Origin of the sequence: Vogesella fluminis (assembly GCF_014652335.1) — a bacterium.
Lineage (GTDB): Bacteria > Pseudomonadota > Gammaproteobacteria > Burkholderiales > Chromobacteriaceae > Vogesella > Vogesella fluminis.
In genome coordinates, this window is record NZ_BMYP01000034.1 from 14,595 (window position 1) to 35,868 (window position 21,274).

The window sequence follows — 21,274 nt, forward strand, 5'->3', positions numbered from 1 at the left end:
ACGGGAGCCCAGGCTCCCGTTTTTTATGCGCCGCGCGCTTGCTTACACCTGCGTCGGGGGCGGCTCGCTCGCGGTGGCTCCCTCGTTGGACGGCGGCGCCGGCTGCTGCCGACAGCCGATCACCACCAGCGAGGCGTCGTCCAGGTGCGGCTCTTGCTGCAGGTGCCGCTGCAGCGCCATGGCAATGTGCGTTACGGTATCGTGTCCCCGGGCCGCACGTGCCGCCTGCAGCACGCCATCCTCGCCGAACTGCTGCTGCGCTGTATTGCGCGCCTCGGTGATGCCGTCGGAGCAGACGATGATTTCGCCGTCATGTCGCCAGTGATGCTGCTCCAGCTGTTGCTCGAATGCCAGTGGCGGTAGCGTGCCCAATGGTGGATGAGTCGAGCGGAAGGTTTTTTCCAGCTCGCCGTGCCGGTTGAGGAAGCTGCAGCAGGGAATGCCGCCGTTCCACACCGTGATGCGCCGGCTGCGGTAATCGACGGCAAGCAGCGCGGCGGCGACAAAGTGGCCGGTGGGCAGGGTCTGGTACAGCTTGTGGTTGATCGATTCCGCGATGTCGCCGATGCCGAAACCGCGCCGGCTCATCGCGTGGAAGGTGTCGATCGCCGGCAGGCAGCAGATGGCGGCTACCAGTCCGTGGCCGGTGCTGTCGGCCAGCATTATGTGGTCGGCGCCGGACGGCGAACGCGCAATGCAGATCACGTCGCCGCTGAGGTGTAGCGCCGGTTTCAGCCAGCTGCGGATATTGTGCTGCTGTGCGCTGGCCGCGGTATTGAAGCGTGCCAGTACATGCTGTGCCAGGCTGTGTTCCTGCTGGGTGGTGGCGTAGTACTGTTCCAGTTGACGGTTGCTGTCGGCGAGGTGCGCCTGCATGTTGATGATGCGCAGCAGGCTGCCGATCTTGGCCGACAGCAGCGGCAGGTTGACCGGCTTGGCCAGGTAGTCGTCGCCGCCGGCCTCCAGCCCGTGCAGGTAATCGGCCTCCTCGCCCTGTGCCGACAGGAATACGATCGGTATCCAGTGTCCGGCCAGCAGCCGGCGGATGTGGCGGGTGGCGGCAAAGCCGTCCATCACCGGCATCCGGATGTCCATCAGGATCATGTCCGGCATGCCGGCGGTGCAGTGTTCTACCGCCTCCAGCCCGTTGCCGGCGGTGACCGGCAGGTGTCCCAGTTTGCGGATGAGGCGGGCCAGCATGTTGCGATGCAGGCTGACATCGTCTACCACCAGTATTGTCAGCTGTTTGCTCATGATCGTTTTGCGCCGGATGGTTGATCGGGGGCCGGGCGCGGATGACCGCCCTGTCGTATTTTAATCCAGTTTGCGGCCAATGTTATCTGATTCGCATGGCGCGCTGCCGGACTGGCAGCGGGCGATTGCCAGGTTTAATGACGATAATTTGGATATTCAATTGGCAAACAGCGTCGCCGCTGATTTATAAACAGGCCGGTTTGCGGACCGGTATCCGCAGGATTCCAGACATAACCATACCCCAAGGAGAATCACATGGCCGTACTTGTAGGCAAACAGGCACCGTTCTTTGCAGGCGAGAAAACCTTCTCCGCCGTATTGGGCGATGGCCAGATCGTTGACAGCTATTCCTTTCAGCAGGCCACGGCCGGCAAATACGCCGTGGTGTTCTTCTACCCGCTGGACTTCACCTTCGTCTGCCCGTCCGAGCTGATCGCCTTCGATCACCGCCTGGCCGAGTTCAAGGCCCGCAACGTGGAAGTGATCGGTGTGTCCATCGACAGCCAGTTCACCCACGCCGCATGGCGCAACACCCCGGTGGAAAAAGGCGGTATCGGCCAGGTGGGTTACACCCTGGTGGCCGACATCCAGCACGAACTGTGCAAGGCCTTCGACGTGGAAGCCGATGGCGGCGTGGCCTTCCGCGGCTCCTTCCTGATCGACAAGGCGGGCGTGGTGCAGCACCAGGTGGTCAACAACCTGCCGCTGGGCCGCGACGTGGACGAAATGCTGCGCATGGTTGACGCGCTGCAGTTCACCGAAGAACACGGCGAAGTGTGCCCGGCCGGCTGGAACAAGGGCAAGAAAGGCATGACCGCCAGCGCCGAAGGCGTGGCCGCCTACCTGGCAGAGAACGCCAAGGACCTGTAACCGGCCGGCGAAACGGCCGGCTGCAAGGTTGGCCGCAATCATCAAGCCCTGCACCGCGTGCAGGGCTTTTTGCATTCAGTGGCGTGCCAGCATCTGGCGCAGCGCGCCGGCCTGCAGGGCCACGGTCAGCAACGCGGCCCCGCCGCACAGCCACCACAGCGTGGCACCGCCCAGCGTGCCGTAGATCCAGGTGCCGAGCGCCGGCGCATACAGCGTGCGGCCACTCCACGCGGCGGAGTAGACGCCGAGGTAGCGGCCGCGTTGCCGGCCTTCCGAGCACTGCATCACGATCACCGACCAGGTCGGCGACAGCAGCAGCTCGCCGACGGTCAGCACCAGCATCGCCAGCAGTGCCCACGGCGCACCGGAACCGGCGTTCAGCAGGCAGAAACTCAGGCCGATGCCGAGTACCCCGAGGTGCGAACAGCGCGCCAGTCCCCAGCGCTGGATGTGCTGCGCGATCGGCACCTGCAGCAGCACCACCAGCACGCCGTTGAGGGTGAACAGGTAGCCGATCCACTGCGGCCCCAGCCGGTAGTGTTCGCGCAGGAACATGCCCAGCGTGCCGTACATCTGGTCGAATACCGCCATGATCAGCAGCTGCCCGGCGATGAAGCGCAGAAAGGCGGCATCCTGCCAGGGCGACAGCCCCTGCCGGGCAAGGTTGGCCGCGGCGGCGGGCGGCGGCACCGGAACGCGGTAATGGCGGTAGGCCCACCCCATCCAGGCGCAGGCGCACAGGCTGCTGACGCCCTGGGCGATAAACACCCACTGGTAACCGTACACCGCCAGCAGGCCGCCGCTGATGCCGGCCAGCGAGACGCCGAGATTGAACGCCACCCGGTACAGCCCCTGCGCGGTGGCGCGCTGCGCCGGCGCGCACGGCTCCAGCACCAGCCGCATATTGCCGGGGCGGAAGCCGCCGTCGGCCAGCCCGGCCAGCAGCAACAGCGGCACGAAGCCCCACACCGGCAGCGGCAGCGCCAGCGACATGGTCAGCAGCCCGCTGGCCAGCAGCAGGCCGCGGCACAGCCGGCGCGTATCCTGCCGGTCGGACAGCGCGCCGCCGGCATAGGCACCGACAAAGCAGCCCAGGCCGTAGCAGCCCATCAGCAGGCCGATCTGGCCGTAGGGCAGGCGGTAGTGCTCCAGAAAATAGAGCGGCAGGAACAGCTTGGCGATGCCGCCCATGGTGTTGATCAGGGTGGCGACGATCTGGAGGTAGACGCCGGCGGGCAGGCCGCGGAACGGAGAGAGCAGGCGCTGGGCGAGCGCGGCGGCAACGGCGGGCATGGGAAATCCTTGTGGCAGGGCGGCAGCGGGCGGACAGCCGGATGGGCCACCGCCGTCACAAGGTTAACCTATTATGTCATGAAGTGTGGCAAAAGCCTGAAAAACGTTGCGTTCGCCACAAGAAACAGTGATTCCTGCTATTTTCTCGCGATTAGCGGCGTCAGCGCCGGCAGCACGTTGCGCACCATGCGCGGCTGCGCCTCGGCGACCGGGTGGATGCCGTCGCCCTGGAACAGCGCCAGATCCTGCTCGAAGCCGGCCACCAGCAGCGGCACCAGCGGCACCTTGTGCCGGCGCGCCACTTTGTCATACACCTGCCGGAACTTGGCGCCGTAATCGGGGCCATAATTGGGGGGCAGCGCCATGCCGATCAGCAGCACCCGCGCGCCGGCGCGCTGGGCCAGGCGGACCATGGCGGACAGGTTGTCCTGCATCGCCGGCAGCGGCAGGCCGCGCAGGCCGTCGTTGCCGCCCAGCTCCAGGATCAGCACGTCGGGGCGCTGTTGCCGCAGCACCGCCGGCAGCCGGGCCAGGCCACCGGCGGTGGTCTCACCGGACAGGCTGCTGTTGACGACCTGGTGCGTGCTGCCCAGTTGTTGTTGCAACAGCCTGACCCAGCCCTGCTCCGGGCGCAGGCCATAGGCGGCGGACAGGCTGTCGCCGAACACCACGATACGCGCGGCGTGCGCCAGATGCGGCGCCAGCAGCAAGGCAACCAGCAGAAAGCAGCGATAAAGCATGAATCCCTCTCCAGAAAATAACGTGATCCTGCGCGCCGACGCGCTGGCGCGCCAGGTCGACTACCACGGTCAGACGCTGACCATCTTGCACCAAGCCAGCCTCAGTGTCGCCGCCGGCGAGAGCGTCGCCATCGTCGGCGCCTCCGGCAGCGGCAAATCCACGCTGCTTGCCATTCTGGCAGGGCTGGATCCGGCAAGTTCCGGCGAGGTGTGGCTGGACGGCCAGGCGCTGTCGGCGCTGGACGAGGACGGCCGCGCGCTGCTGCGCCGCGACAGGGTCGGCTTCGTGTTCCAGAACTTCCAGCTGATGCCGCAATTCACCGCGCTGGAAAACGTGATGCTGCCGCTGGAGCTGGCCGGGCGTAGCGATGCCCGCGCCGCCGCCAGCGCCATGCTGCAGCGCGTCGGCCTCGGCCATCGACTCGATCACTACCCGCGCCACCTGTCCGGCGGCGAACAGCAGCGGGTGGCGCTGGCGCGGGCCTTCGTGGTGCGGCCAACCTTGCTGTTTGCCGACGAGCCGACCGGCAACCTCGATCCGGCCACCGGGCGGCAGGTGATCGAGCTGCTGTTCCAGCTCAACGCCGAGGCCGGCACCGCGCTGGTACTGGTCACCCATGACACTGCGCTGGCGTCGCGCTGCGCCGCGGTCTACCGCCTCAACGACGGCCGCCTGCAGCGGGAGGCGACATGAGCCGGCTGTCGCTGCAGATGGGCTGGCGCCTGTTGCGGCGCGAGCTGCGCGCCGGCGAGCTGACGGTGCTGCTGCTGGCGCTGCTGGTGGCGGTGACGGCGATGAGCAGCGTCGCCTTCTTTTCCGACCGCATCGAGCAGGCCCTGACGCGGCAGGCCAGTCAGCTGCTGGCCGCCGACCTGGTGTCCAACGGCAACCGGCCGCCGCCGGAGGCGTGGCGGCAGCAGGCGGCGCAGCACGGCCTGCAGCAGGCGGAGACGGCCACCTTCCCGTCGATGGTGTTCGCCCGCGAGCAGGCGGTGCTGGCGACGCTGAAGGCGGTCACCGCCGGCTATCCGCTGCGCGGCGAAGTGCAGCTGCGCACGCAACAGGGGCTGAAAGAGGGCCGGCTGGCGCCGGCACCGGGCGAGCTGTGGGCCGATACGCGGCTGCTGCAGAAGCTGGGCCTGCGTCTGGGCGACAGCGTGCGCCTGGGCAACGTCAGCCTGTGCCTGAGCGCGGAGCTGCTGCGCGAGCCGGACGGCGCGATGGACCTGTACAACTTCATCCCGCGCGCGCTGTTCAACCACGCCGATCTGGCCGCCACCGGCCTGGTCCAGGACGGCAGCCGCGTGCGCTACCGGCTGATGGTGGCCGGCGATGCCGCCAGCGTGGCCGGCTACCGCCAGTGGCTGGCGCCGCAGCTGGACCGCCGCACGCGGCTGGAGGATGTCGAGGAGGCGCGGCCGGAGGTGAAATCGGCGCTGGAGCGGGCACGACGCTTCCTCGGCCTGACCGCGCTGCTGTCAGTATTGCTGTCGGCGGCGGCGGTGGCGCTGGCGGTGCGCCGCTATCTGGCGCGGCACTGGCAGAGCGTGGCGGTGATGCGCGCGCTGGGGCAGACCGGCGGCGAGGTGGCGCTGGTGTGGGGCAGCCTGTTCCTGTGGCTGGCGCTGGTGGCCGGCGTGCTGGGCACCGTCGCCGGCTATGGCGTGCAGGCCGGCCTGCTGCGGCTGGCGCAGCAGTGGCTGGGCGCCGGGCTGCCGGCGCCGGTGCTCGCCGCCTGGCTGAGCGGGCCGCTGTCGGCGCTGATCCTGCTGGCCGGTTTTGCACTGCCGCCGCTGTTGGCGCTGCGCCGCATTCCGGCGGTGGCGGTGTTGCGCGCCGACATGCCGACCTCCAGCCGTTCGCTGCTGGCGCCACTGCTGGCCATCGTTGCCCTGCTCGGGCTGGCGGCGTGGCAGGTCGGCGACAGCACGCTGGCGCTGTGGCTGCTGGGCGGGCTGGTCGGCTTCCTGCTGGCGGTCGGCCTGCTGGCCTGGGGCGTGGTGCGCCTGCTGCGCCGCGTGCCGCTGTCCGGTGCCGTCGGCTGGCGCCACGGTGCGGCCAACCTGGCGCGGCGGCCGTGGCTGGCGGTGATCCAGATCGCGGCGCTGTCGGTGAGTCTGATGGCGTTGCTGACGCTGACCGTGGTGCGCGACGACCTGATCGGCGCCTGGCAGAAATCCTTGCCGGCCGACGCGCCGGACTCGTTCCTGATCAATCTGCAGGCGCCGCAACAGGCGACGCTGGACACGCTGTTCGCCAAGGTTGGCCGCAATGCGCCGCAGGCGGCGCCGATGATGCGGGCGCGGCTGTTGATGATCAACGAGCGCGCGGTGAAGGGCAGCAACTACGTGGACGAGCGCGCGCAGCGGCTGGCCGAGCACGAGTTCAACCTGTCGTGGCGCGCCGCGCCGCCGCCGGGCAACGGCTTTGCCGCCGGCAAGTGGTGGCCGGCGGATAGCACGCAACCGGCGTTCTCGGTGGAGCAGGGGCTGGCCGAGACGCTGGGCATCCGCATGGGCGACGTGCTGGCGTTCGACATCGCCGGCAAGCGCTGGCAGGCGCCGGTGACCAGCCTGCGCAAGGTGGCGTGGGACAGCTTCCAGCCCAATTTCTTCGTCATCGCGCCGCAAGGCTGGATGGGTGGCGAGAGCGCCAGCTACATCACCAGCTACCGCGCACCGGACCGGGACTTCAACAACCGGCTGGTGGCGGCGCTGCCCAATGTCACGGTGATCGACATCAGCGTCATCGTGCGCGAGGTGAAGGCGGTGATCGGGCGGCTGGCGCTGGCGGTGGAAACCATGTTCAGTCTGGCGCTGGCCGCCGGGGTGCTGGTGCTGTGGGCGGCGCTGGCCGCCACCCGTGACGAGCGGCAGTTCGATGTCGCGCTGCTGCGCGCGCTGGGCGCCTCGCGGCAGCAGGTGCGCGCGGTGATCCTCGCCGAGCTGGCGTGGCTGGGCGGCCTGACCGGGCTCTTGGCCGGTATCGGCGCGATGGCGATCGGCAGCCTGGTGGCGGTGCAGCTGTTCAACCTGCCGCTGGCGCCCAATCTGTGGCTGCCGCTGCTGGGCGCACTGTGCGGCGGCGCGGTGGTCGGGCTTGCCGGCTGGCCGCTGCTGCGTAAAATCACGCGCACCCCGCCCACCGATATACTGCGCAACGGCTGACACAGGAGCGAACGACATGGATGCAATGGTATTGGCGTCTATCGCCAAGTGGCCGAACGTGCCGGCGGTGTTCGGCTGGCTGCGGCTGGATGCGCGCGGCCAGTGGTGGCTGCGCGAGGAGCGGCTGAACCAGGCCGCGATCGTGGATTTCTTCCGCCGCAACTATGCGCGCGACGGCGACGGCCGCTATTACGTGCAGAACGGCCCGCAAAAGGTCTACGTCGCACTCGATGCCGCGCCCTACGTGGTGCGGCGCGATGAGGCGGGCTGGCAGTGGTTGCCGGACATCGACCCCGGCATGCCGCGGCTGGCACTGCTGGACGAGGGCGGGCGGCTGTTTGTCGAGGCCGGCGGCGAGCTGGCGGTAGTGGACGACCGCGAGCTGCTGGCACTGAGCGACGCAATGCAGCGCAGCGCCGACGGCCAGCCGCCGACGGCTGCCGACTGGACGGCGTGGCAGCAGGGCACGCTGGCGCTGCAGTTGTGCCTGGCCGAAGGCAGCCTGCCGCTGCGGCCGCTGGCCGTCGCCGACGTGTCGCGGCGCTACGGTGTGGTGCTGTCGCCGCAGCCCTGAACGGCGCACCGCTTTGGCGCGGAAGGCGGCCGGCGTGCGTGGTATCATCGCGCGTCCGGCGCCAGCGCCTCTTTTACCTGAGTTGATGAAGTCTGTATGCACCGATTGATAGGCCGTATCCTTGCCGCGTTCGCGCTGCTGTTTGCCCTGTGGCTGGCCTGGGTGGTCGCCGTCCCGGTGACCCCGCCCGGCTCGCCCTACACCGTCAGCGTCGCCCCCAACCGTACCCTGGGCCAGCTGGCGCGCACGCTGGAAGAGGATGGCGCCATCCGCAACCGCTGGGTGATGGTGGCGATCTCGCGCATGATGGGCAGCGACCGCAAGCTCCGGGCCGGGCTGTACCAGTTCTCCGGTGCCACCGCGCTGTGGCAGTACCTGTCGCGCTTCAACGACGGCCACCCGGACCAGGCCAGCGTCACCATCATCGAGGGCTGGACCCTGCGCCAGTTCCGCGCCGCGCTGCAAGGCGAGGAGGACCTGCGCCAGGACAGCGCCGGCTGGAGCGAGCAGCGCTTGCTGGCCGAGCTGGGCATCGCCGAGGGCAGCGGCGAAGGCCTGTTCTTCCCCAGCACCTACTACTACCTGCCCGGCAGCAGCGATGTGGAGCTGCTGCGCCGTGCCAACCAGACACTGATGCAGCAGCTGCAGACGGTGTGGGAATCGCGCGATGCCGACCTGCCGTACCAGACCCCGTACCAGCTGCTGATCATGGCCAGCCTGATCGAGAAGGAAACCGCGCGCGAGGACGACCGCAGCATGGTGGCCAGCGTGTTCGTCAACCGTCTGCGCATCGGCATGCGGCTGCAGACCGATCCGGCGGTGATCTACGGCATGGGTGAGCGCTACCGCGGCCGCATCGGCAAGGATGCGCTGCGCCGCGACACGCCGTACAACACCTATACCCGTACCGGGCTGACGCCGACGCCGATCGCGCTGGTCAGCCGTGCGGCACTGGATGCCGCCGCGCACCCGGCCGCCAGCCGCGCGCTGTACTTCGTATCGCGCGGTGACGGCAGCACCCAATTCTCCGACACCCTGGACGAGCACAACGAGGCCGTCCGCCAATATATCCTGAAGAAAGGTTGATGATGTCCAGAGCGCGCTTCATCACGCTGGAGGGGCTCGATGGTGCCGGCAAGACCACGCATCTGGCCTTCATCCGTAACTGGTTGGCTGCGGCCAACATCAATGCCGTGTTCACCCGCGAACCGGGCGGCACGCCGCTGGGCGAGAAGCTGCGCGCGCTGCTGCTTGATGTCGATACCGACGCCACGCTGGATACCGAAACCCTGCTGATGTTCGCCAGCCGCCAGGAGCTGCTGTCGTCGGTGATCCGCCCGGCGCTGGCCATGGGACGCTGGGTGGTCAGCGACCGCTTTACCGATGCCACCTTCGCCTACCAGGGCGGTGGCCGCGGCGTGCCGGCCAAGCGTATCGCGCAGCTGGAAGAGTGGGTGCAGCAGGGCCTGCAGCCGGATCTCACCATCCTGCTCGACGTGCCGCTGCAGGTCTCGCAGCAGCGCCTGAGCCAGACGCGGCTGCCGGACCGTTTCGAGCGTGAGCGCGAGGATTTTCACCAGCGCGTGCGCGACTGTTACCTTGCCCGCGCCGCCGCCTACCCGCAGCGTTTCTTTGTGGTCGATGCCAGTGGCGACCTCGCCGTCATCCAGCGGCAGCTGGCCGACCGGCTTGCCGCACTGCAGGCGCAAGGCTGATGCATTACCCGTGGCAAGATGCCGACTGGCAAAGGTTGGCCGCAAACTTCGAGCGCCTGCCCAATGCCTGGCTGCTCAGCGGCCCGGCCGGCATCGGCAAGCGCGAATTCGCGCAGGAGGTGGCGCACGCGCTGCTGTGCGAGGCGCCGCAGGCCGACCACCGCGCCTGCGGCCAGTGCCAGGCCTGCCGCTGGCTGGCCGCCGGCAACCATCCCGACCTGCGCGTGCTGACGCCGCAAGGCGAAGACGAGGAAGCGGAAGACGGCAAGGAAGCCCGTGCGCCGAAACGCAAGCTGCCGGTGATCAAGATCGACGGCGTGCGCAGCGTGATCGAATTCGCCCACCTCAGTGCCCACCGCGGCGGACGGCGGGTGGTGATTGTGGAACCGGCGGAAGCGCTGAACCCGGCCGCCGCCAACGCGCTGCTGAAAATGCTGGAAGAGCCGCCGGCCGAGGTGGTATTCCTGCTGGTGTCCGATGCGCCGCAGCGCCTGCTGCCGACCATCAAGAGCCGCTGCCGCCAGTTTCCGCTCAGCCTGCCGTCGCCGGCACAGGCGCTGGCGTGGGTGCACGAGCAGGGCGTCGAGGACGCCGCGGCCGAGCTGGCGTTTCACGGCGGCATGCCGCTGTTCGAGCACGACGCGGCGGAGGCGGCGCTGCGCAAGCAGTTCGTGGCCGGGCTGACCGAGTGCAGCATGGGCAGCGTGCTGGGCCTCGCCGACGCCGTCGACAAGCAGAAGCTGGCGCTGGAACTGCCGCTGCGCTGGCTGGGTAAATGGCTGCACGACCTGGCCGCGCTGCGCCTCGGCGGCGCGGTGCGCTACTTCCCGGCCCAGCAGGCGGCGATGCAGCGCCTGCTGCCACGGCTGAATATCCATGCTTTAATGGATTGCCAGCGCGAACTGAACGCGCTGGTGCCGTACGGCCAGCACACCCTGGTGACAAGGCTGCAACTGGAAGCCCTGTTGATGAACTACCTGAAAGCCTTTGCCGGCAAGCCAACCTGACACAGGACCAGCATGGATAACGCAGTCGAGATCAAGCCCGATGCCAGCCGCCCCGGCGTGCTGTCGCTGTCGATCAAGGAACGCAGCGCGCTGTATGCGGCCTACATGCCGTTCCTGCGCAACGGCGGCATCTTCGTGCCGACCAACCGTGACTACCATCTCGGCGACGAGGTATTCCTGCTGCTGACGCTGCTGGACGACTCCCAGAAGCTGGCAATTCCCGGCAAGGTGGTGTGGCTCACTCCCGCCGGCGCCAACAACAACCGCAACCAGGGCATCGGCATCGAATTCGCCGACGACGATACCTGCAAGCAGGCACGGCTGAAGATCGAAAGCCTGCTTGGCGGCGCGATGAACTCGACGCGGCCGACGCATACCATGTGACACAAAGCCGCCGGCGGCCATTCCCTGGCAGCAAGCGATCTTCTACAATTTACCTAGTCAAATGTTGCGGCCAACGTTGGCCGCAATTTTTTTTGGAAGCCCATCATGCTGGTCGATTCGCACTGCCATATCAATTTCCCCGACCTTGCCGCGCGCATGCCGGAAGTGCTGGCCAATATGGCCGCCAACGGCGTGAGCCACGCGATGGTGATCGGTGTCAGCCGGCCGAAGTATCCGGAGGTGCTGGCGCTGGCCGAGGCGCACGCCAACCTGTTCGCCACCGTCGGCATCCACCCGGACGACCCGGAGGCGGAGGAATTCAGCGAGGACGAGCTGGTGGCGCACGCCGCCCACCCCAAGGTGGTCGGCATCGGCGAGACCGGCCTCGACTACCACTGGTGCCAGGGTGATCTGGCGTGGCAGCACGAGCGCTTCGCGGTGCACATTCGCGCCGCGCGCCGCGCCGGCCTGCCGCTGGTGATCCACACCCGTTCTTCCGCCGCCGATACCGTGCGCATGATGCGCGAGCACGGCGCCGATCAGGCCGGCGGCGTGATGCACTGCTTCACCGAGGACTGGGTAACCGCCCGCGCCGCGCTGGATCTGGGCTTCCATATTTCGCTGTCCGGCATCGTCACCTTCAAGAACGCGGCGGTGGTGAAGGAGGTGGCGCAGAAGGTGCCGCTGGACCGCCTGCTGGTGGAAACCGACTCGCCGTATCTGGCGCCGGTGCCGTTCCGCGGCAAGACCAACGAGCCGGCCTTCGTCAGGCACGTGGCGGCGCACATCGCCGAGCTGCGTGGCATGGCGTTCGAAACGTTGGCCGCAGCCACCAGCGACAACTACTTCCGCCTGTTCAGCAAGGCGCAGCGCGTCGCGGGGCAGGGCTGAGGAGATGGCGATGCGCAAGCTGCAGTGGACGGTGCTGGGGTGCGGCTCCAGCAGCGGAGCGCCGGCGATCGGTTGTGAGTGCGCGACCTGTTGTTCGACGGATACGCGCAACCGGCGCTGCCGTTGCTCCGCCTATGTGCGCATCGGTGATGCCGGCATCCTGATCGACACCGGGCCGGACCTGCGCCAGCAGGCGCTACGCGAGGGCATCACCCGCGTCGATGCCGTGCTCTACACCCACCCCCATGCCGATCACCTCAATGGTATCGACGACCTGCGCGCCTTCTGCTACGTGAAGAAGGGGCCGGTCACGCTGTACGGCAATGATTTCACCATCGACAACATCCGCCGCCGTTTCGACTACGCGCTGGCGCCGCCGTCGCCGGTATGGGACAAGCCGGTGCTGGTGACCGAGACGGTGCAGGCGCCGCTGGGCATCAACGGTGTGACGGTGACGCCGATCCCGCTGCAGCACGGCGCCTGGCCATGCCTGGGCTGGCGCATCGGCGATGTGGCGTGGCTGACCGATCTGTCGGATATTCCGCAGAGTAGCCTGCCGCTGCTGCAGGGCCTGGATACGCTGTTCCTGGATTGCCTGCGGCCGGAGCCCTACCCTTCGCACCTGCATCTGGCGGCGTCGCTGGAATGGGCGCAAAGGTTGGCCGCAAGGCAGACCTTCCTGATCCACATGACGCACCAGCTGGAATACCACGCACTGTCGGCGCAGTGTCCGCCGGGAGTGGCGGTAGCGTACGATGGCCTGCAACTGGTTTTTTAAGAGCTGACAAACAATGAGTGTGCTGATTCCGGGGCTGGTCGCGCTGATCGGTCTGGTGTTTTCCGTGGCCGTGGCGGTGTTCTATCTCGGCTGCCTGGGCGCGATGATGGCGGCCTTCAGCCACGGCCGCATCGTGTGGGGCTCGCTGACCTTCTTCCTGCCGCCGCTGTCCCTGCTGTTCGCGCTGCGGCACCGTGCCGAGGCCGACTGGTCATTCGGCTTCATCTGGAAGGGCGGACTGGTTGTGTTGCTGATCGTCGGCGGCGTCTGGCTGGGCATGCAGCTGCTACCGGAGCACGCGGCGCAGGGCGCCAGCGCGATGGACAAGCTGCTGCCGCTACCGGCCGGCCCGGTCGCGCAATAAGCAGGGCGCGGCGCACGGCTGCGCCGTGTACCGGCAATCCCTATCATTGGCCGCACCGCCTGTCCGAAGGCGTGCGGCCAAGCTTGTTTCGGGCGGCTTGCCAGCCGGCTTCAGCCGCCCGACGTTGGCCGCAACACCTGCCGCGCGGCGGCAATCAGCACCTCGCTGAGCCGGGCCAGCCTGGGCGACTGCACCTGCCAGTGGTGCCAGTACAGTGCCACGTCCACCGGCTTGTCCGGCTGCAGCGGCAGCAGGGTGTCGGCCTGGCCGCAGGCGGCCAACTGCACGTCGGGCAGCATGCCCCAGCCCAGCCCCAGGCGTACCGCCTGCAGGTAGGGGTCGGACGCGGGCAGGAAGTGGCAGGGGTAGCTGTCGTCCGGCAGGCCGAAGTGCTGCAGCAGCCAGTCGGCCTGCAGCCTGTCCTTGCGGTTGTAGATCATCACCGGGGCGCGGCGCAGCGCGTCGCGGCTGACGCCGCCGGCAAACCAGCGCGCGTGGTAGTCGGCACTGGCCAGCGCCTGGTAGCGCATCACGCCCAAGGGGCTGGCGCTGCAGCCGCGCATCGCCTGCGGCTCGGTGGAGACGCAGCCTAGCGCCATGCCGGCCTGCAGCAGGGTGTAGGTGTGGTCCTGGTCGTCCACGATCGCGTCCAGCAGCACGCGTTCGCGGATCAGGAAGGGGGTGAGCGCCGGCAGGAACCAGCTGGCGATGCTGTCGGCGTTGATCGCCAGCGACACGCTGAGCATCGCGCTGTCGTCGCCGGCAAAGGTGGCGGCGAGATCGGCCTCCAGCAGCGCGGCACGCTGCAGGTGCTGGCGCAGCAGCTGGCCTTCGCGCGTGGCGCGGCAGGGGCGGCTGCGCACCAGCAGCGGTTTGCCGAGCACCTCTTCCAGCGCGCGGATGCGCTGCGAGATGGCGGACGGGGTCAGGTGCAGGTCCTGCGCGGCCTGCTCGAAGCTGCCGCTGTCCAGCGCGGCCAGAAAGGCCTCGCTGTGCCTGGGATCGAGTTTCATGGTGAGACGATGTAAGTGAAACGAAATTAATGATAGCCAAGATAATTTAATCTTGCTGTTGTTGTGTGGCGGTCGCGGCGATACTGCGGCCAACCTTACCTCGTGGAGCACACCATGCTGACAGCAAGCTATTTCAAGGGCCTGGGTCTGGGCGCCAGCCTGATCATGGCCATCGGTTCACAGAACGCCCACGTGCTGAAGATGGGCCTGTTGCGCCAGCACGTCGGGGTGACGGTGCTGGTGTGCATGCTGTGCGACGCGGTGCTGATCGCCGCCGGCGTGGCGGGCATGGGCAGCCTGATCCAGCGCAGCCCGCTGCTGCTGGAGGCGGCGCGCTGGGGCGGCGCGGCCTTCTTGTTCTGGTACGGGCTGCGCGCGTGGCGGGCGGTGCTGGCCGACGAGAGCCTGCAGATCGCGGCCGGTACCACGGCCATGCCGCTGAAGAGCGCGCTGCTGACGGTGCTGGCGCTGACCTTGCTGAACCCGCACGTATACCTGGACACCGTGGTGCTGCTGGGCAGTATCGGCGGCCAGGAGGCGGGCGACGGCCGCCTGTGGTTTGCGCTGGGCGCATGTACCGCGTCGATGCTGTGGTTTGCGGCACTGGGCTACGGCGCGCGGCTGTTGGCGCCGCTGTTTGCGCGGCCGCTGTCGTGGCGGGTGCTGGACGGCGTGGTGGGCACGGTGATGTGGACGCTGGCCGGCGCGCTGGCCCTGTCCTGAGCGGCGCGGGCGGCATGAAAAAAGCGACACCGGATGGGTGTCGCCTTTTTTTGTCTGGTGCGATGGGGCGCCATCGCACCGTGGAAAAGCCGGAGCCGTCGTCGTTCATGCGTGCGCTTCCCGTTCGCCGACCAGGCGCAGCCGCTCGGCGCGCTCGCTGTCGATGAAGTGGCCGATCATGGTGCGGTAGATCTTGGCGGTGAGCGCGGCGTCGGCGCCCAACTCGCCGGCGAGACGGGTGACGCGGCGCATCACCTGGTCGACGCGCTTGCCGTCTTCCACTTCGGCGTCGCTGTGCTTGAAGGCGGCGGCCTGATGTACGTACAGCCCACGTTCGGCAATCAGGCTGACGATGGCGCGGTCCAGGGCATCGATCTGCGAGCGGACTTCGTCCAGGTTACGACACTGGTAAACCCATTCCATGGTGTGACTCCCGTTGTCAGTGCGGCCAACGTTGCGGGTTGGCCGCAAGGTAAGCGATCTCAGTAGTAGTTCAGCCCCATCGCGGCCTTCACTTCGGCCAGCGTCTGCGCCGCCACGGCGCGTGCCTTGGTGGTGCCCTCCTTCAGCAGCGCCATCACCTGCGCCGGGTCCTGCGCGTACTCCTCGCGGCGGGCACGGATCGGTGCCAGCAGCGCCTGCAGGATGTCCTCCAGCTCACGCTTGATCTGCACATCGCCCAGGCCGCCGCGCTGGTAGTGCGCCTTCAGTTCGGCCACGCGGCCGGCGTCGGGGTGGAACACGTCCAGGTAGGCGAACACCACATTGCCCTCGACCTGGCCCGGGTCGTCCACGCGCAGGTGCTTGGCATCGGTGTACATCATCTTCACCGCCTGGCTGATCTCGTCGGCGCTGGCCGACAGCGGCAGCGCATTGCCCAGCGACTTGGACATCTTGGCCTTGCCGTCGATGCCGGGCAGGCGCGCGCCGGCGGTTGGCACCACCGCGCGCGCCTCCACCAACACCTCGCGGCCAACGCTGCCGTTGAAGCGGCGGGCGATCTCGTTGGTCTGCTCGATCATCGGGATCTGGTCGGCGCCGACCGGCACGATGGTGGCCTTGAACGCGGTGATGTCGGCGGCCTGCGCCGCAGGGTAGGTGAGGAAGCCGGCCGGGATGTCGCGCTCGTAGCCGCGCAGCTTGATCTCGTCCTTGATGGTCGGGTTGCGCTCCAGCCGCGACACGGTGACCAGATTGAGATAGTAGGAGGCCAGCTCCATCAGCTCCGGCACCAGGCTCTGGATGAAGATGGTGCTCTTGGCCGGATCGATGCCGACGGCGAGGTAGTCCAGCGCCACCTGCAGCACGTTGTCGCGCACCTTCAGGTAGTTGCCCATGTTGTCGGTCAGCGCCTGCGCGTCGGCCAGCAGCAGGAATTGCCGGCAGCGATCCTGCAGGAGCACGCGGTTGCGCAGCGAGCCGACGTAGTGGCCGAGGTGCAGCGGGCCGGTGGTGCGGTCGCCGGTGAGGATGATGTCGTTACTGGATACGGTGCTGAGGATGTCCATGCTGATCTCCATTATTTTGCGGGAGACCGACTTGGCGCAGGGGGGGATGGTGCAACAAAAAACCCGGGCGCCTTGTCGGCTGCTCCCGGGTTTGCTTTACGTACGCAACCGCGGTGCCGCCGTCAGAGGCGCCACCAGGAAAAAAAGAAAGTTGCGGTTGCGGGTTTGGTAGTCATGTTTTTCATCAGATCACGGCATGGCGGCGGGCGTCAAGCCGTTTTTAGAAGCGGCGGTTGAGGTGCGCCTTGTGCATGATGGTGGAGGCGATCTCCTCGATCGACTTGTGCGTGGTGCTGATGAACGGCACCGAATGATGGCGGAACATGGACTCGGCCTCGTTCACTTCGCTGCGGCAGTTCTCCATGCTGGCGTAGCGCGAATCCGGACGGCGCTCGGAGCGGATGGAGTGCAGACGCGCCGGGTCGATGGTCAGGCCGAACATCTTGTTGCGGTAGGGCAGCAGTATTTTCGGCAGTGTCGGGCTGTCGAGGTCTTCCGGGGTCAGCGGATAGTTGGCCGCCTTGATGCCGTACTGCAGCGCCAGATACAGGCAGGTTGGCGTCTTGCCGGAGCGCGACACGCCGATCAGGATCACGTCGGCCTCGGCCAGATCCTTCAGTTTCACGCCGTCGTCATGATTGAGCGAGAAGTTCACCGCCTCGATGCGGTGATCGTATTCCGCTTCGTTGCTCATGCCATGTGCCTTACCCAGCTGCAGTGTCGCTTTTTCACCCAGTTCCCGCTCCAGTTCTCCGATAAAGGTCTCGAAGAAATCGATTACCAGCGCGTGGCTGATCTGCAGCGCGGCGCGGACATCGGCCTTGATGATGCTGGTGAATACCAGCGGCTTGAGGTGGTCGGTGGCGCCGACTTCGTCAATCTGGCGTGTCAGCTCCTGCGCCTTCTCCACGGTGTCGATAAACGGCACCGTTTCACGCTTGAACTCTTGGGCATCAAATTGCGTCAGCAGGGTGTTTCCGAGTGATTCGGCGGTGATCCCGGTGCGGTCGGAAACAAAAAAAACGGAACGGCGATGCGGCATGGTGATTTCCTGCGAATGTCCAGTGGCGGTCTACAGCGGCAAGTCTGCGGGCAGGCGGCGGCGGACGCAAGCCGCAGGCCAGGCTGCTGTCGACAGGGTGCTGTAGTTTTCCGACTACAACGGCATTGGCAAAAGTTCTCCCTCCAGGCATGGAACGAAACATCAGAATGCCGCAGCGTGCCTTGAGTAAGGGCAATCCCCCGTGTTGTGCAGTGCAGAAGTAGCTACGCAAACAGCGACTTGTTCGGCTAGAATGCGCTATCCCTATCGTCCAATCCACATACAGGAAGTGAAGTGATGGCAGAGAACTACGTCATCTGGTTCGAGAAGCTGCGCATGACCGACGTCGAAGAAGTAGGCGGCAAGAATGCCTCTCTCGGCGAAATGATCAGTCAGCTGGCAAACTCCGGCGTGCGAGTACCGGGAGGCTTTGCAACCACTGCAGACGCCTATCGTGACTTTTTGCAGCACAATGGCCTCGCCGACCGAATCAACCAAGCCCTTGGCAAACTCGATATCGATGATGTCACCGAACTGGCCCGCGTCGGCAAGGAAATTCGGCAATGGATTATCGACACCCCATTCCCGGCCAAGCTTGATGAAGACATCAAGACAGCCTGGGACAAAATGGTCGCCGATGCCGGTGGTGCCGATATTTCCGTCGCAGTCCGTTCCTCTGCCACCGCAGAAGACCTCCCCGATGCCTCGTTCGCAGGCCAGCAAGAAACCTTCCTGAACATTCGTGGCCTTGACAACGTCAAGGACGCCATGAAGCACGTCTTCGCTTCCCTCTATAACGACCGCGCCATCTCCTACCGCGTACACAAAGGCTTTGCCCACGATGTGGTGGCACTGTCGGCTGGTGTGCAGCGCATGGTGCGTTCCGATAGCGGTGCCGCCGGCGTGATGTTCACCATCGATACCGAATCCGGCTTCGAAGACGTGGTATTCATCACCTCTTCCTACGGTTTGGGCGAGACAGTGGTACAAGGCGCGGTGAACCCGGACGAGTTCTATGTTCACAAGCCAACACTGAAGGCCGGCCGTCCGGCCGTGCTGCGCAAGAACATGGGCTCCAAGCTGATCAAGATGGAGTTCACCGACGCGTCGCAAGCCGGCCGCTCGGTGAAAACCGTCGACGTGGCGCCGGAACTGCAAAAACAGTTCTCGATCTCCGACGCGGAAGTGGAAGAGCTGGCCCAGTACGCGCTGATCATCGAAAAACACTACGGCCGCCCGATGGACATCGAGTGGGGCCGTGACGGTACCGACGGCAAGCTGTACATCCTGCAGGCCCGTCCGGAAACCGTGAAGTCGCAGGAAGACCGCAAGGACACCCTGCGCCGCTATCGCCTGAAGAACAAGTCCACCGTGCTGGTCGAAGGCCGCGCCATTGGCCAGAAGATCGGCCAGGGCACCGTGCGCATGATCAAGGACGCGTCCGAGATGGATCAGGTCAAGGCCGGCGACGTGCTGGTGACCGACATGACCGACCCGGACTGGGAACCGGTGATGAAGCGTGCCGCTGCCATCGTGACCAACCGTGGTGGTCGTACCTGCCACGCCGCGATCATCGCGCGTGAACTGGGTATTCCTGCCGTAGTCGGCTGTGGCGACGCCACCGACCTGCTGCGCGACGGCATGCAGGTGACCGTATCTTGCGCCGAGGGCGACACCGGCAACATCTACGACGGCCTGCTGGACGTGGAAATCATCGAGCTGGAGCTCGACAAGATGCCGAAGTCCCCGGTCAAGATCATGATGAACGTCGGCAACCCGGAACTGGCCTTCGACTTCGCGCAGCTGCCGAACGAAGGTGTGGGTCTGGCGCGCATGGAGTTCGTGATCAACCGCCAGATCGGTATCCACCCGAAAGCGCTGCTGGAGTTTGATACTCTGCCAGCCGACCTGAAGGCGACCATTAACGAACGCATCGCCGGTTACGCCAGCCCGGTCGACTTCTACGTCGACAAGATCGCCGAAGGCGTGTCGACGTTGGCCGCAGCGTTCTACCCGAAAAAGGTCATCGTGCGCATGTCCGACTTCAAGTCGAACGAGTACGCCAACCTGATCGGTGGCCAGTTGTACGAGCCGCACGAAGAAAACCCGATGCTGGGCTTCCGTGGTGCCGCGCGTTACGTGGCCGACAGCTTCCGCGACTGCTTCGAGCTGGAATGCCGCGCCATCAAGAAAGTGCGCGACGTGATGGGTCTCACCAACGTGGAAGTCATGATCCCGTTCGTGCGTACCCTGGCCGAAGCCGAGAAAGTCATCGAGATCCTGGCCGCCAACGGCCTGAAGCGCGGCGAAAACGGCCTGCGCCTGATCATGATGTGCGAACTGCCGACCAACGCCATTCTGGCCGAGAAGTTCCTGCAGTTCTTCGACGGTTTCTCCATCGGTTCCAACGACATGACCCAGCTCACCTTGGGCGTGGATCGCGACTCCGGCGGCCCGATTGCCACTACCTTCGACGAGCGCAACGAAGCCGTGAAAGCCATGCTGCACTTGGCGATCCAGGCTTGCCGCAAGCTTGACAAGTATGTCGGTATCTGCGGTCAGGGCCCGTCCGATCACCCGGACTTCGCCAAGTGGCTGGTGAAAGAGGGCATCGAGACCATCTCGCTGAACCCGGACACCGTGGTGGAAACCTGGCTGTACCTGGCCAAGGAACTCAACACCTGAGCCTGACTGCCTGATCCTGTCAACGCCCGACTGGCGTGTGCATCGAATGCGCGCGCCGCCCAAGTCGGGCGTTTTTCTTTGTCAATTCATGTAGTTCGCAGGTAACACCCCCGATGGCAGAAGGGCGATGGTAAACTTTGCGCATTGCCGTTTTTCACCTACCTTGCGATACGAGGACAACGATGAGCCGTATCTCCCTTTCCCGATTCCTGATCGAAGAACAGCGCCAGCACGGCGCACTGCCGCCGGACCTGCGTCTGCTGATTGAAACCGTGGCCCGCGCCTGCAAGGCCATCGCCCACTCTGTCAACAAGGGCGCGCTGGCTGGCGTGCTCGGCGATGCCGGCACCGGCAACGTGCAGGGCGAAGCGCAGAAAAAACTGGACGTGATCGCCAACGACATCCTGCTGGAGGCCAACGAGTGGGGTGGCAACCTCGGCGCCATGGCGTCCGAAGAAATGGAACTGCCGCACTCGATCCCGGACCACATGCCGCGTGGCCGCTACCTGCTGCTGTTCGATCCGCTGGATGGCTCTTCCAATATCGACGTCAACATCTCGGTCGGTACCATCTTCTCGGTACTGGAAGCGCCGGAAGGCAATGAGCAGCCAACCGAGCAGGACTTCCTGCAGCCGGGTAGCCGCCAGGTTGCCGCCGGTTATGCACTGTACGGTCCGCAGAACATGCTGGTGCTGACTTTCGGCCAGGGCGTGTACGGTTTCACGCTGGACCGTGAGCTGGGTTCGTGGGTGCTGACCAACTCGCGCATGCAGGTGCCGGAAACCACCAAGGAGTTCTCCATCAATATGTCCAACCAGCGGCACTGGGAAGCACCTGTGCAGCGCTACATCGGCGAGTTGCTGGCCGGTCAGGAAGGCCCGTTGGGCAAGGACTACAATATGCGCTGGGTCGCCTCCATGGTGGCCGAAGTGCATCGCATCCTGGTGCGTGGTGGTGTGTTCATGTATCCGAAGGACGCGCGCGATCCGGGCAAGCCGGGCAAGCTGCGGCTGATGTACGAAGGCAACCCGATGGCCTTCATTATCGAGCAGGCTGGCGGCGTGGCGACCAACGGCCATCAGCGCATTCTCGATATCCAGCCTAACGGCCTGCATGAGCGGGTAGCGGTATTCCTCGGTTCTAGGGAAGAAGTGGAGCGCGTCACCGCTTATCACGCGTAATTCACACGCTGGATTAGCTACTGAAGGTTGGCCGCAAGCCCTGCGGCCAACCTTTTCCATTTTTGTTGGCGCTTGGTCGGCTGT

General features: G+C 66.1%; 21 protein-coding genes. 14 read left to right on the forward strand and 7 right to left on the reverse strand.

Annotation, left to right across the window (positions count from 1 at the left end; genetic code table 11):
- Window positions 1-42 precede the first annotated feature (42 nt).
- Window positions 43-1,254: a PP2C family protein-serine/threonine phosphatase gene (locus IE083_RS12370; protein ID WP_189353969.1), complete on the reverse strand. Its 1,212-nt coding sequence runs from the start codon at window positions 1,252-1,254 to the stop codon at window positions 43-45.
- Window positions 1,255-1,509: 255 nt separating this feature from the next.
- Between IE083_RS12370 and IE083_RS12375 the strand changes: the two genes are divergently transcribed.
- Complete coding sequence (locus IE083_RS12375) at window positions 1,510-2,124, forward strand: peroxiredoxin (protein WP_189353971.1); 615 nt, start codon at window positions 1,510-1,512, stop codon at window positions 2,122-2,124.
- Window positions 2,125-2,199: 75 nt separating this feature from the next.
- Here IE083_RS12375 and IE083_RS12380 read toward each other — a convergent pair whose 3' ends face one another.
- Window positions 2,200-3,417, reverse strand: a complete 1,218-nt coding sequence (locus tag IE083_RS12380; RefSeq protein ID WP_189353973.1) for an MFS transporter — start codon at window positions 3,415-3,417, stop codon at window positions 2,200-2,202.
- 137 nt (window positions 3,418-3,554) lie between these two features.
- Window positions 3,555-4,157 carry an arylesterase gene (locus tag IE083_RS12385; protein ID WP_189353975.1) on the reverse strand — a complete coding sequence of 201 codons (603 nt, stop codon included), beginning with the start codon at window positions 4,155-4,157 and terminating at the stop codon, window positions 3,555-3,557.
- On the opposite strand from IE083_RS12385, the gene IE083_RS12390 reads away from it, so the two are divergent.
- The 10 genes from IE083_RS12390 (at window position 4,156) to IE083_RS12435 (ending at window position 13,038) form a co-directional block, all read left to right on the forward strand.
- Window positions 4,156-4,851: an ABC transporter ATP-binding protein gene (locus IE083_RS12390; RefSeq protein ID WP_189353977.1), complete on the forward strand. Its 696-nt coding sequence runs from the start codon at window positions 4,156-4,158 to the stop codon at window positions 4,849-4,851. The genes IE083_RS12385 and IE083_RS12390 overlap by 2 nt on opposite strands.
- The gene (locus IE083_RS12395; protein ID WP_229799741.1) at window positions 4,848-7,325 is read left to right on the forward strand and encodes an ABC transporter permease; all 2,478 of its coding nucleotides are present in this window, start codon (window positions 4,848-4,850) and stop codon (window positions 7,323-7,325) included. Before IE083_RS12390 ends, IE083_RS12395 begins: the two co-directional genes overlap by 4 nt.
- A gap of 16 nt (window positions 7,326-7,341) precedes the next feature.
- Window positions 7,342-7,899, forward strand: coding sequence for a DUF2946 family protein (locus IE083_RS12400; RefSeq protein ID WP_189353979.1), 558 nt, complete (start codon window positions 7,342-7,344; stop codon window positions 7,897-7,899).
- Between the two features lie 96 nt (window positions 7,900-7,995).
- Window positions 7,996-8,985: an endolytic transglycosylase MltG gene (gene mltG, locus IE083_RS12405; RefSeq protein WP_189353980.1), complete on the forward strand. Its 990-nt coding sequence runs from the start codon at window positions 7,996-7,998 to the stop codon at window positions 8,983-8,985.
- A 2-nt stretch (window positions 8,986-8,987) separates the two neighbouring features.
- On the forward strand, window positions 8,988-9,614 hold the full coding sequence (gene tmk, locus IE083_RS12410; protein WP_189354004.1) for a dTMP kinase: 627 nt from the start codon (window positions 8,988-8,990) through the stop codon (window positions 9,612-9,614).
- Complete coding sequence (gene holB, locus IE083_RS12415) at window positions 9,614-10,621, forward strand: DNA polymerase III subunit delta' (protein ID WP_189353982.1); 1,008 nt, start codon at window positions 9,614-9,616, stop codon at window positions 10,619-10,621. Before tmk ends, holB begins: the two co-directional genes overlap by 1 nt.
- Before the next feature lie 12 nt (window positions 10,622-10,633).
- Complete coding sequence (locus IE083_RS12420; protein ID WP_189353984.1) at window positions 10,634-11,005, forward strand: PilZ domain-containing protein; 372 nt, start codon at window positions 10,634-10,636, stop codon at window positions 11,003-11,005.
- Window positions 11,006-11,110: 105 nt separating this feature from the next.
- Window positions 11,111-11,896: a TatD family hydrolase gene (locus IE083_RS12425; protein ID WP_189353986.1), complete on the forward strand. Its 786-nt coding sequence runs from the start codon at window positions 11,111-11,113 to the stop codon at window positions 11,894-11,896.
- 10 nt (window positions 11,897-11,906) lie between these two features.
- Entirely contained in the window at window positions 11,907-12,674 is a 768-nt protein-coding gene (locus IE083_RS12430) for an MBL fold metallo-hydrolase (RefSeq protein WP_189353988.1), read from the forward strand.
- A 13-nt stretch (window positions 12,675-12,687) separates the two neighbouring features.
- Window positions 12,688-13,038 carry a hypothetical protein gene (locus IE083_RS12435; protein WP_189353990.1) on the forward strand — a complete coding sequence of 117 codons (351 nt, stop codon included), beginning with the start codon at window positions 12,688-12,690 and terminating at the stop codon, window positions 13,036-13,038.
- A 110-nt stretch (window positions 13,039-13,148) separates the two neighbouring features.
- Here IE083_RS12435 and argP read toward each other — a convergent pair whose 3' ends face one another.
- Window positions 13,149-14,051, reverse strand: coding sequence for an HTH-type transcriptional regulator ArgP (gene argP / locus IE083_RS12440; protein ID WP_189353992.1), 903 nt, complete (start codon window positions 14,049-14,051; stop codon window positions 13,149-13,151).
- Between the two features lie 114 nt (window positions 14,052-14,165).
- Here argP and IE083_RS12445 point away from each other — a divergent pair, with 114 nt between their 5' ends.
- Complete coding sequence (locus IE083_RS12445; RefSeq protein ID WP_189353994.1) at window positions 14,166-14,774, forward strand: LysE/ArgO family amino acid transporter; 609 nt, start codon at window positions 14,166-14,168, stop codon at window positions 14,772-14,774.
- A gap of 105 nt (window positions 14,775-14,879) precedes the next feature.
- Here the strand turns inward: IE083_RS12445 and IE083_RS12450 are convergent, their stop codons facing one another.
- The 3 genes from IE083_RS12450 to ppsR all read right to left on the reverse strand — a co-directional run bounded on the left by IE083_RS12450 (window position 14,880) and on the right by ppsR (window position 17,324).
- Entirely contained in the window at window positions 14,880-15,197 is a 318-nt protein-coding gene (locus tag IE083_RS12450) for a chorismate mutase (RefSeq protein WP_189353996.1), read from the reverse strand.
- A gap of 59 nt (window positions 15,198-15,256) precedes the next feature.
- Window positions 15,257-16,282, reverse strand: coding sequence for a tryptophan--tRNA ligase (gene trpS, locus IE083_RS12455; protein WP_189353997.1), 1,026 nt, complete (start codon window positions 16,280-16,282; stop codon window positions 15,257-15,259).
- 220 nt (window positions 16,283-16,502) lie between these two features.
- The gene (gene ppsR / locus IE083_RS12460; RefSeq protein WP_189353999.1) at window positions 16,503-17,324 is read right to left on the reverse strand and encodes a posphoenolpyruvate synthetase regulatory kinase/phosphorylase PpsR; all 822 of its coding nucleotides are present in this window, start codon (window positions 17,322-17,324) and stop codon (window positions 16,503-16,505) included.
- A 297-nt stretch (window positions 17,325-17,621) separates the two neighbouring features.
- Between ppsR and ppsA the strand changes: the two genes are divergently transcribed.
- A complete protein-coding gene (ppsA, locus tag IE083_RS12465) occupies window positions 17,622-20,009 on the forward strand; it encodes a phosphoenolpyruvate synthase (protein ID WP_189354001.1) in 2,388 nt (795 codons plus the stop codon).
- 182 nt (window positions 20,010-20,191) lie between these two features.
- A complete protein-coding gene (locus IE083_RS12470) occupies window positions 20,192-21,190 on the forward strand; it encodes a class 1 fructose-bisphosphatase (protein WP_189354002.1) in 999 nt (332 codons plus the stop codon).
- Window positions 21,191-21,274: the final 84 nt, after the last annotated feature.

Bases quoted from the DNA above. Each gene is read 5' to 3' on its own strand.
- IE083_RS12370 (WP_189353969.1), bottom strand. From the start codon at position 1,254: ATGAGCAAACAGCTGACAATACTGGTGGTAGACGATGTCAGCCTGCAT.
- IE083_RS12375 (WP_189353971.1), top strand. From the start codon at position 1,510: ATGGCCGTACTTGTAGGCAAACAGGCACCGTTCTTTGCAGGCGAGAAA.
- IE083_RS12380 (WP_189353973.1), bottom strand. From the start codon at position 3,417: ATGCCCGCCGTTGCCGCCGCGCTCGCCCAGCGCCTGCTCTCTCCGTTC.
- IE083_RS12390 (WP_189353977.1), top strand. From the start codon at position 4,156: ATGAATCCCTCTCCAGAAAATAACGTGATCCTGCGCGCCGACGCGCTG.
- IE083_RS12385 (WP_189353975.1), bottom strand. From the start codon at position 4,157: ATGCTTTATCGCTGCTTTCTGCTGGTTGCCTTGCTGCTGGCGCCGCAT.
- IE083_RS12395 (WP_229799741.1), top strand. From the start codon at position 4,848: ATGAGCCGGCTGTCGCTGCAGATGGGCTGGCGCCTGTTGCGGCGCGAG.
- IE083_RS12400 (WP_189353979.1), top strand. From the start codon at position 7,342: ATGGATGCAATGGTATTGGCGTCTATCGCCAAGTGGCCGAACGTGCCG.
- mltG (WP_189353980.1), top strand. From the start codon at position 7,996: ATGCACCGATTGATAGGCCGTATCCTTGCCGCGTTCGCGCTGCTGTTT.
- tmk (WP_189354004.1), top strand. From the start codon at position 8,988: ATGTCCAGAGCGCGCTTCATCACGCTGGAGGGGCTCGATGGTGCCGGC.
- holB (WP_189353982.1), top strand. From the start codon at position 9,614: ATGCATTACCCGTGGCAAGATGCCGACTGGCAAAGGTTGGCCGCAAAC.
- IE083_RS12420 (WP_189353984.1), top strand. From the start codon at position 10,634: ATGGATAACGCAGTCGAGATCAAGCCCGATGCCAGCCGCCCCGGCGTG.
- IE083_RS12425 (WP_189353986.1), top strand. From the start codon at position 11,111: ATGCTGGTCGATTCGCACTGCCATATCAATTTCCCCGACCTTGCCGCG.
- IE083_RS12430 (WP_189353988.1), top strand. From the start codon at position 11,907: ATGCGCAAGCTGCAGTGGACGGTGCTGGGGTGCGGCTCCAGCAGCGGA.
- IE083_RS12435 (WP_189353990.1), top strand. From the start codon at position 12,688: ATGAGTGTGCTGATTCCGGGGCTGGTCGCGCTGATCGGTCTGGTGTTT.
- argP (WP_189353992.1), bottom strand. From the start codon at position 14,051: ATGAAACTCGATCCCAGGCACAGCGAGGCCTTTCTGGCCGCGCTGGAC.
- IE083_RS12445 (WP_189353994.1), top strand. From the start codon at position 14,166: ATGCTGACAGCAAGCTATTTCAAGGGCCTGGGTCTGGGCGCCAGCCTG.
- IE083_RS12450 (WP_189353996.1), bottom strand. From the start codon at position 15,197: ATGGAATGGGTTTACCAGTGTCGTAACCTGGACGAAGTCCGCTCGCAG.
- trpS (WP_189353997.1), bottom strand. From the start codon at position 16,282: ATGGACATCCTCAGCACCGTATCCAGTAACGACATCATCCTCACCGGC.
- ppsR (WP_189353999.1), bottom strand. From the start codon at position 17,324: ATGCCGCATCGCCGTTCCGTTTTTTTTGTTTCCGACCGCACCGGGATC.
- ppsA (WP_189354001.1), top strand. From the start codon at position 17,622: ATGGCAGAGAACTACGTCATCTGGTTCGAGAAGCTGCGCATGACCGAC.
- IE083_RS12470 (WP_189354002.1), top strand. From the start codon at position 20,192: ATGAGCCGTATCTCCCTTTCCCGATTCCTGATCGAAGAACAGCGCCAG.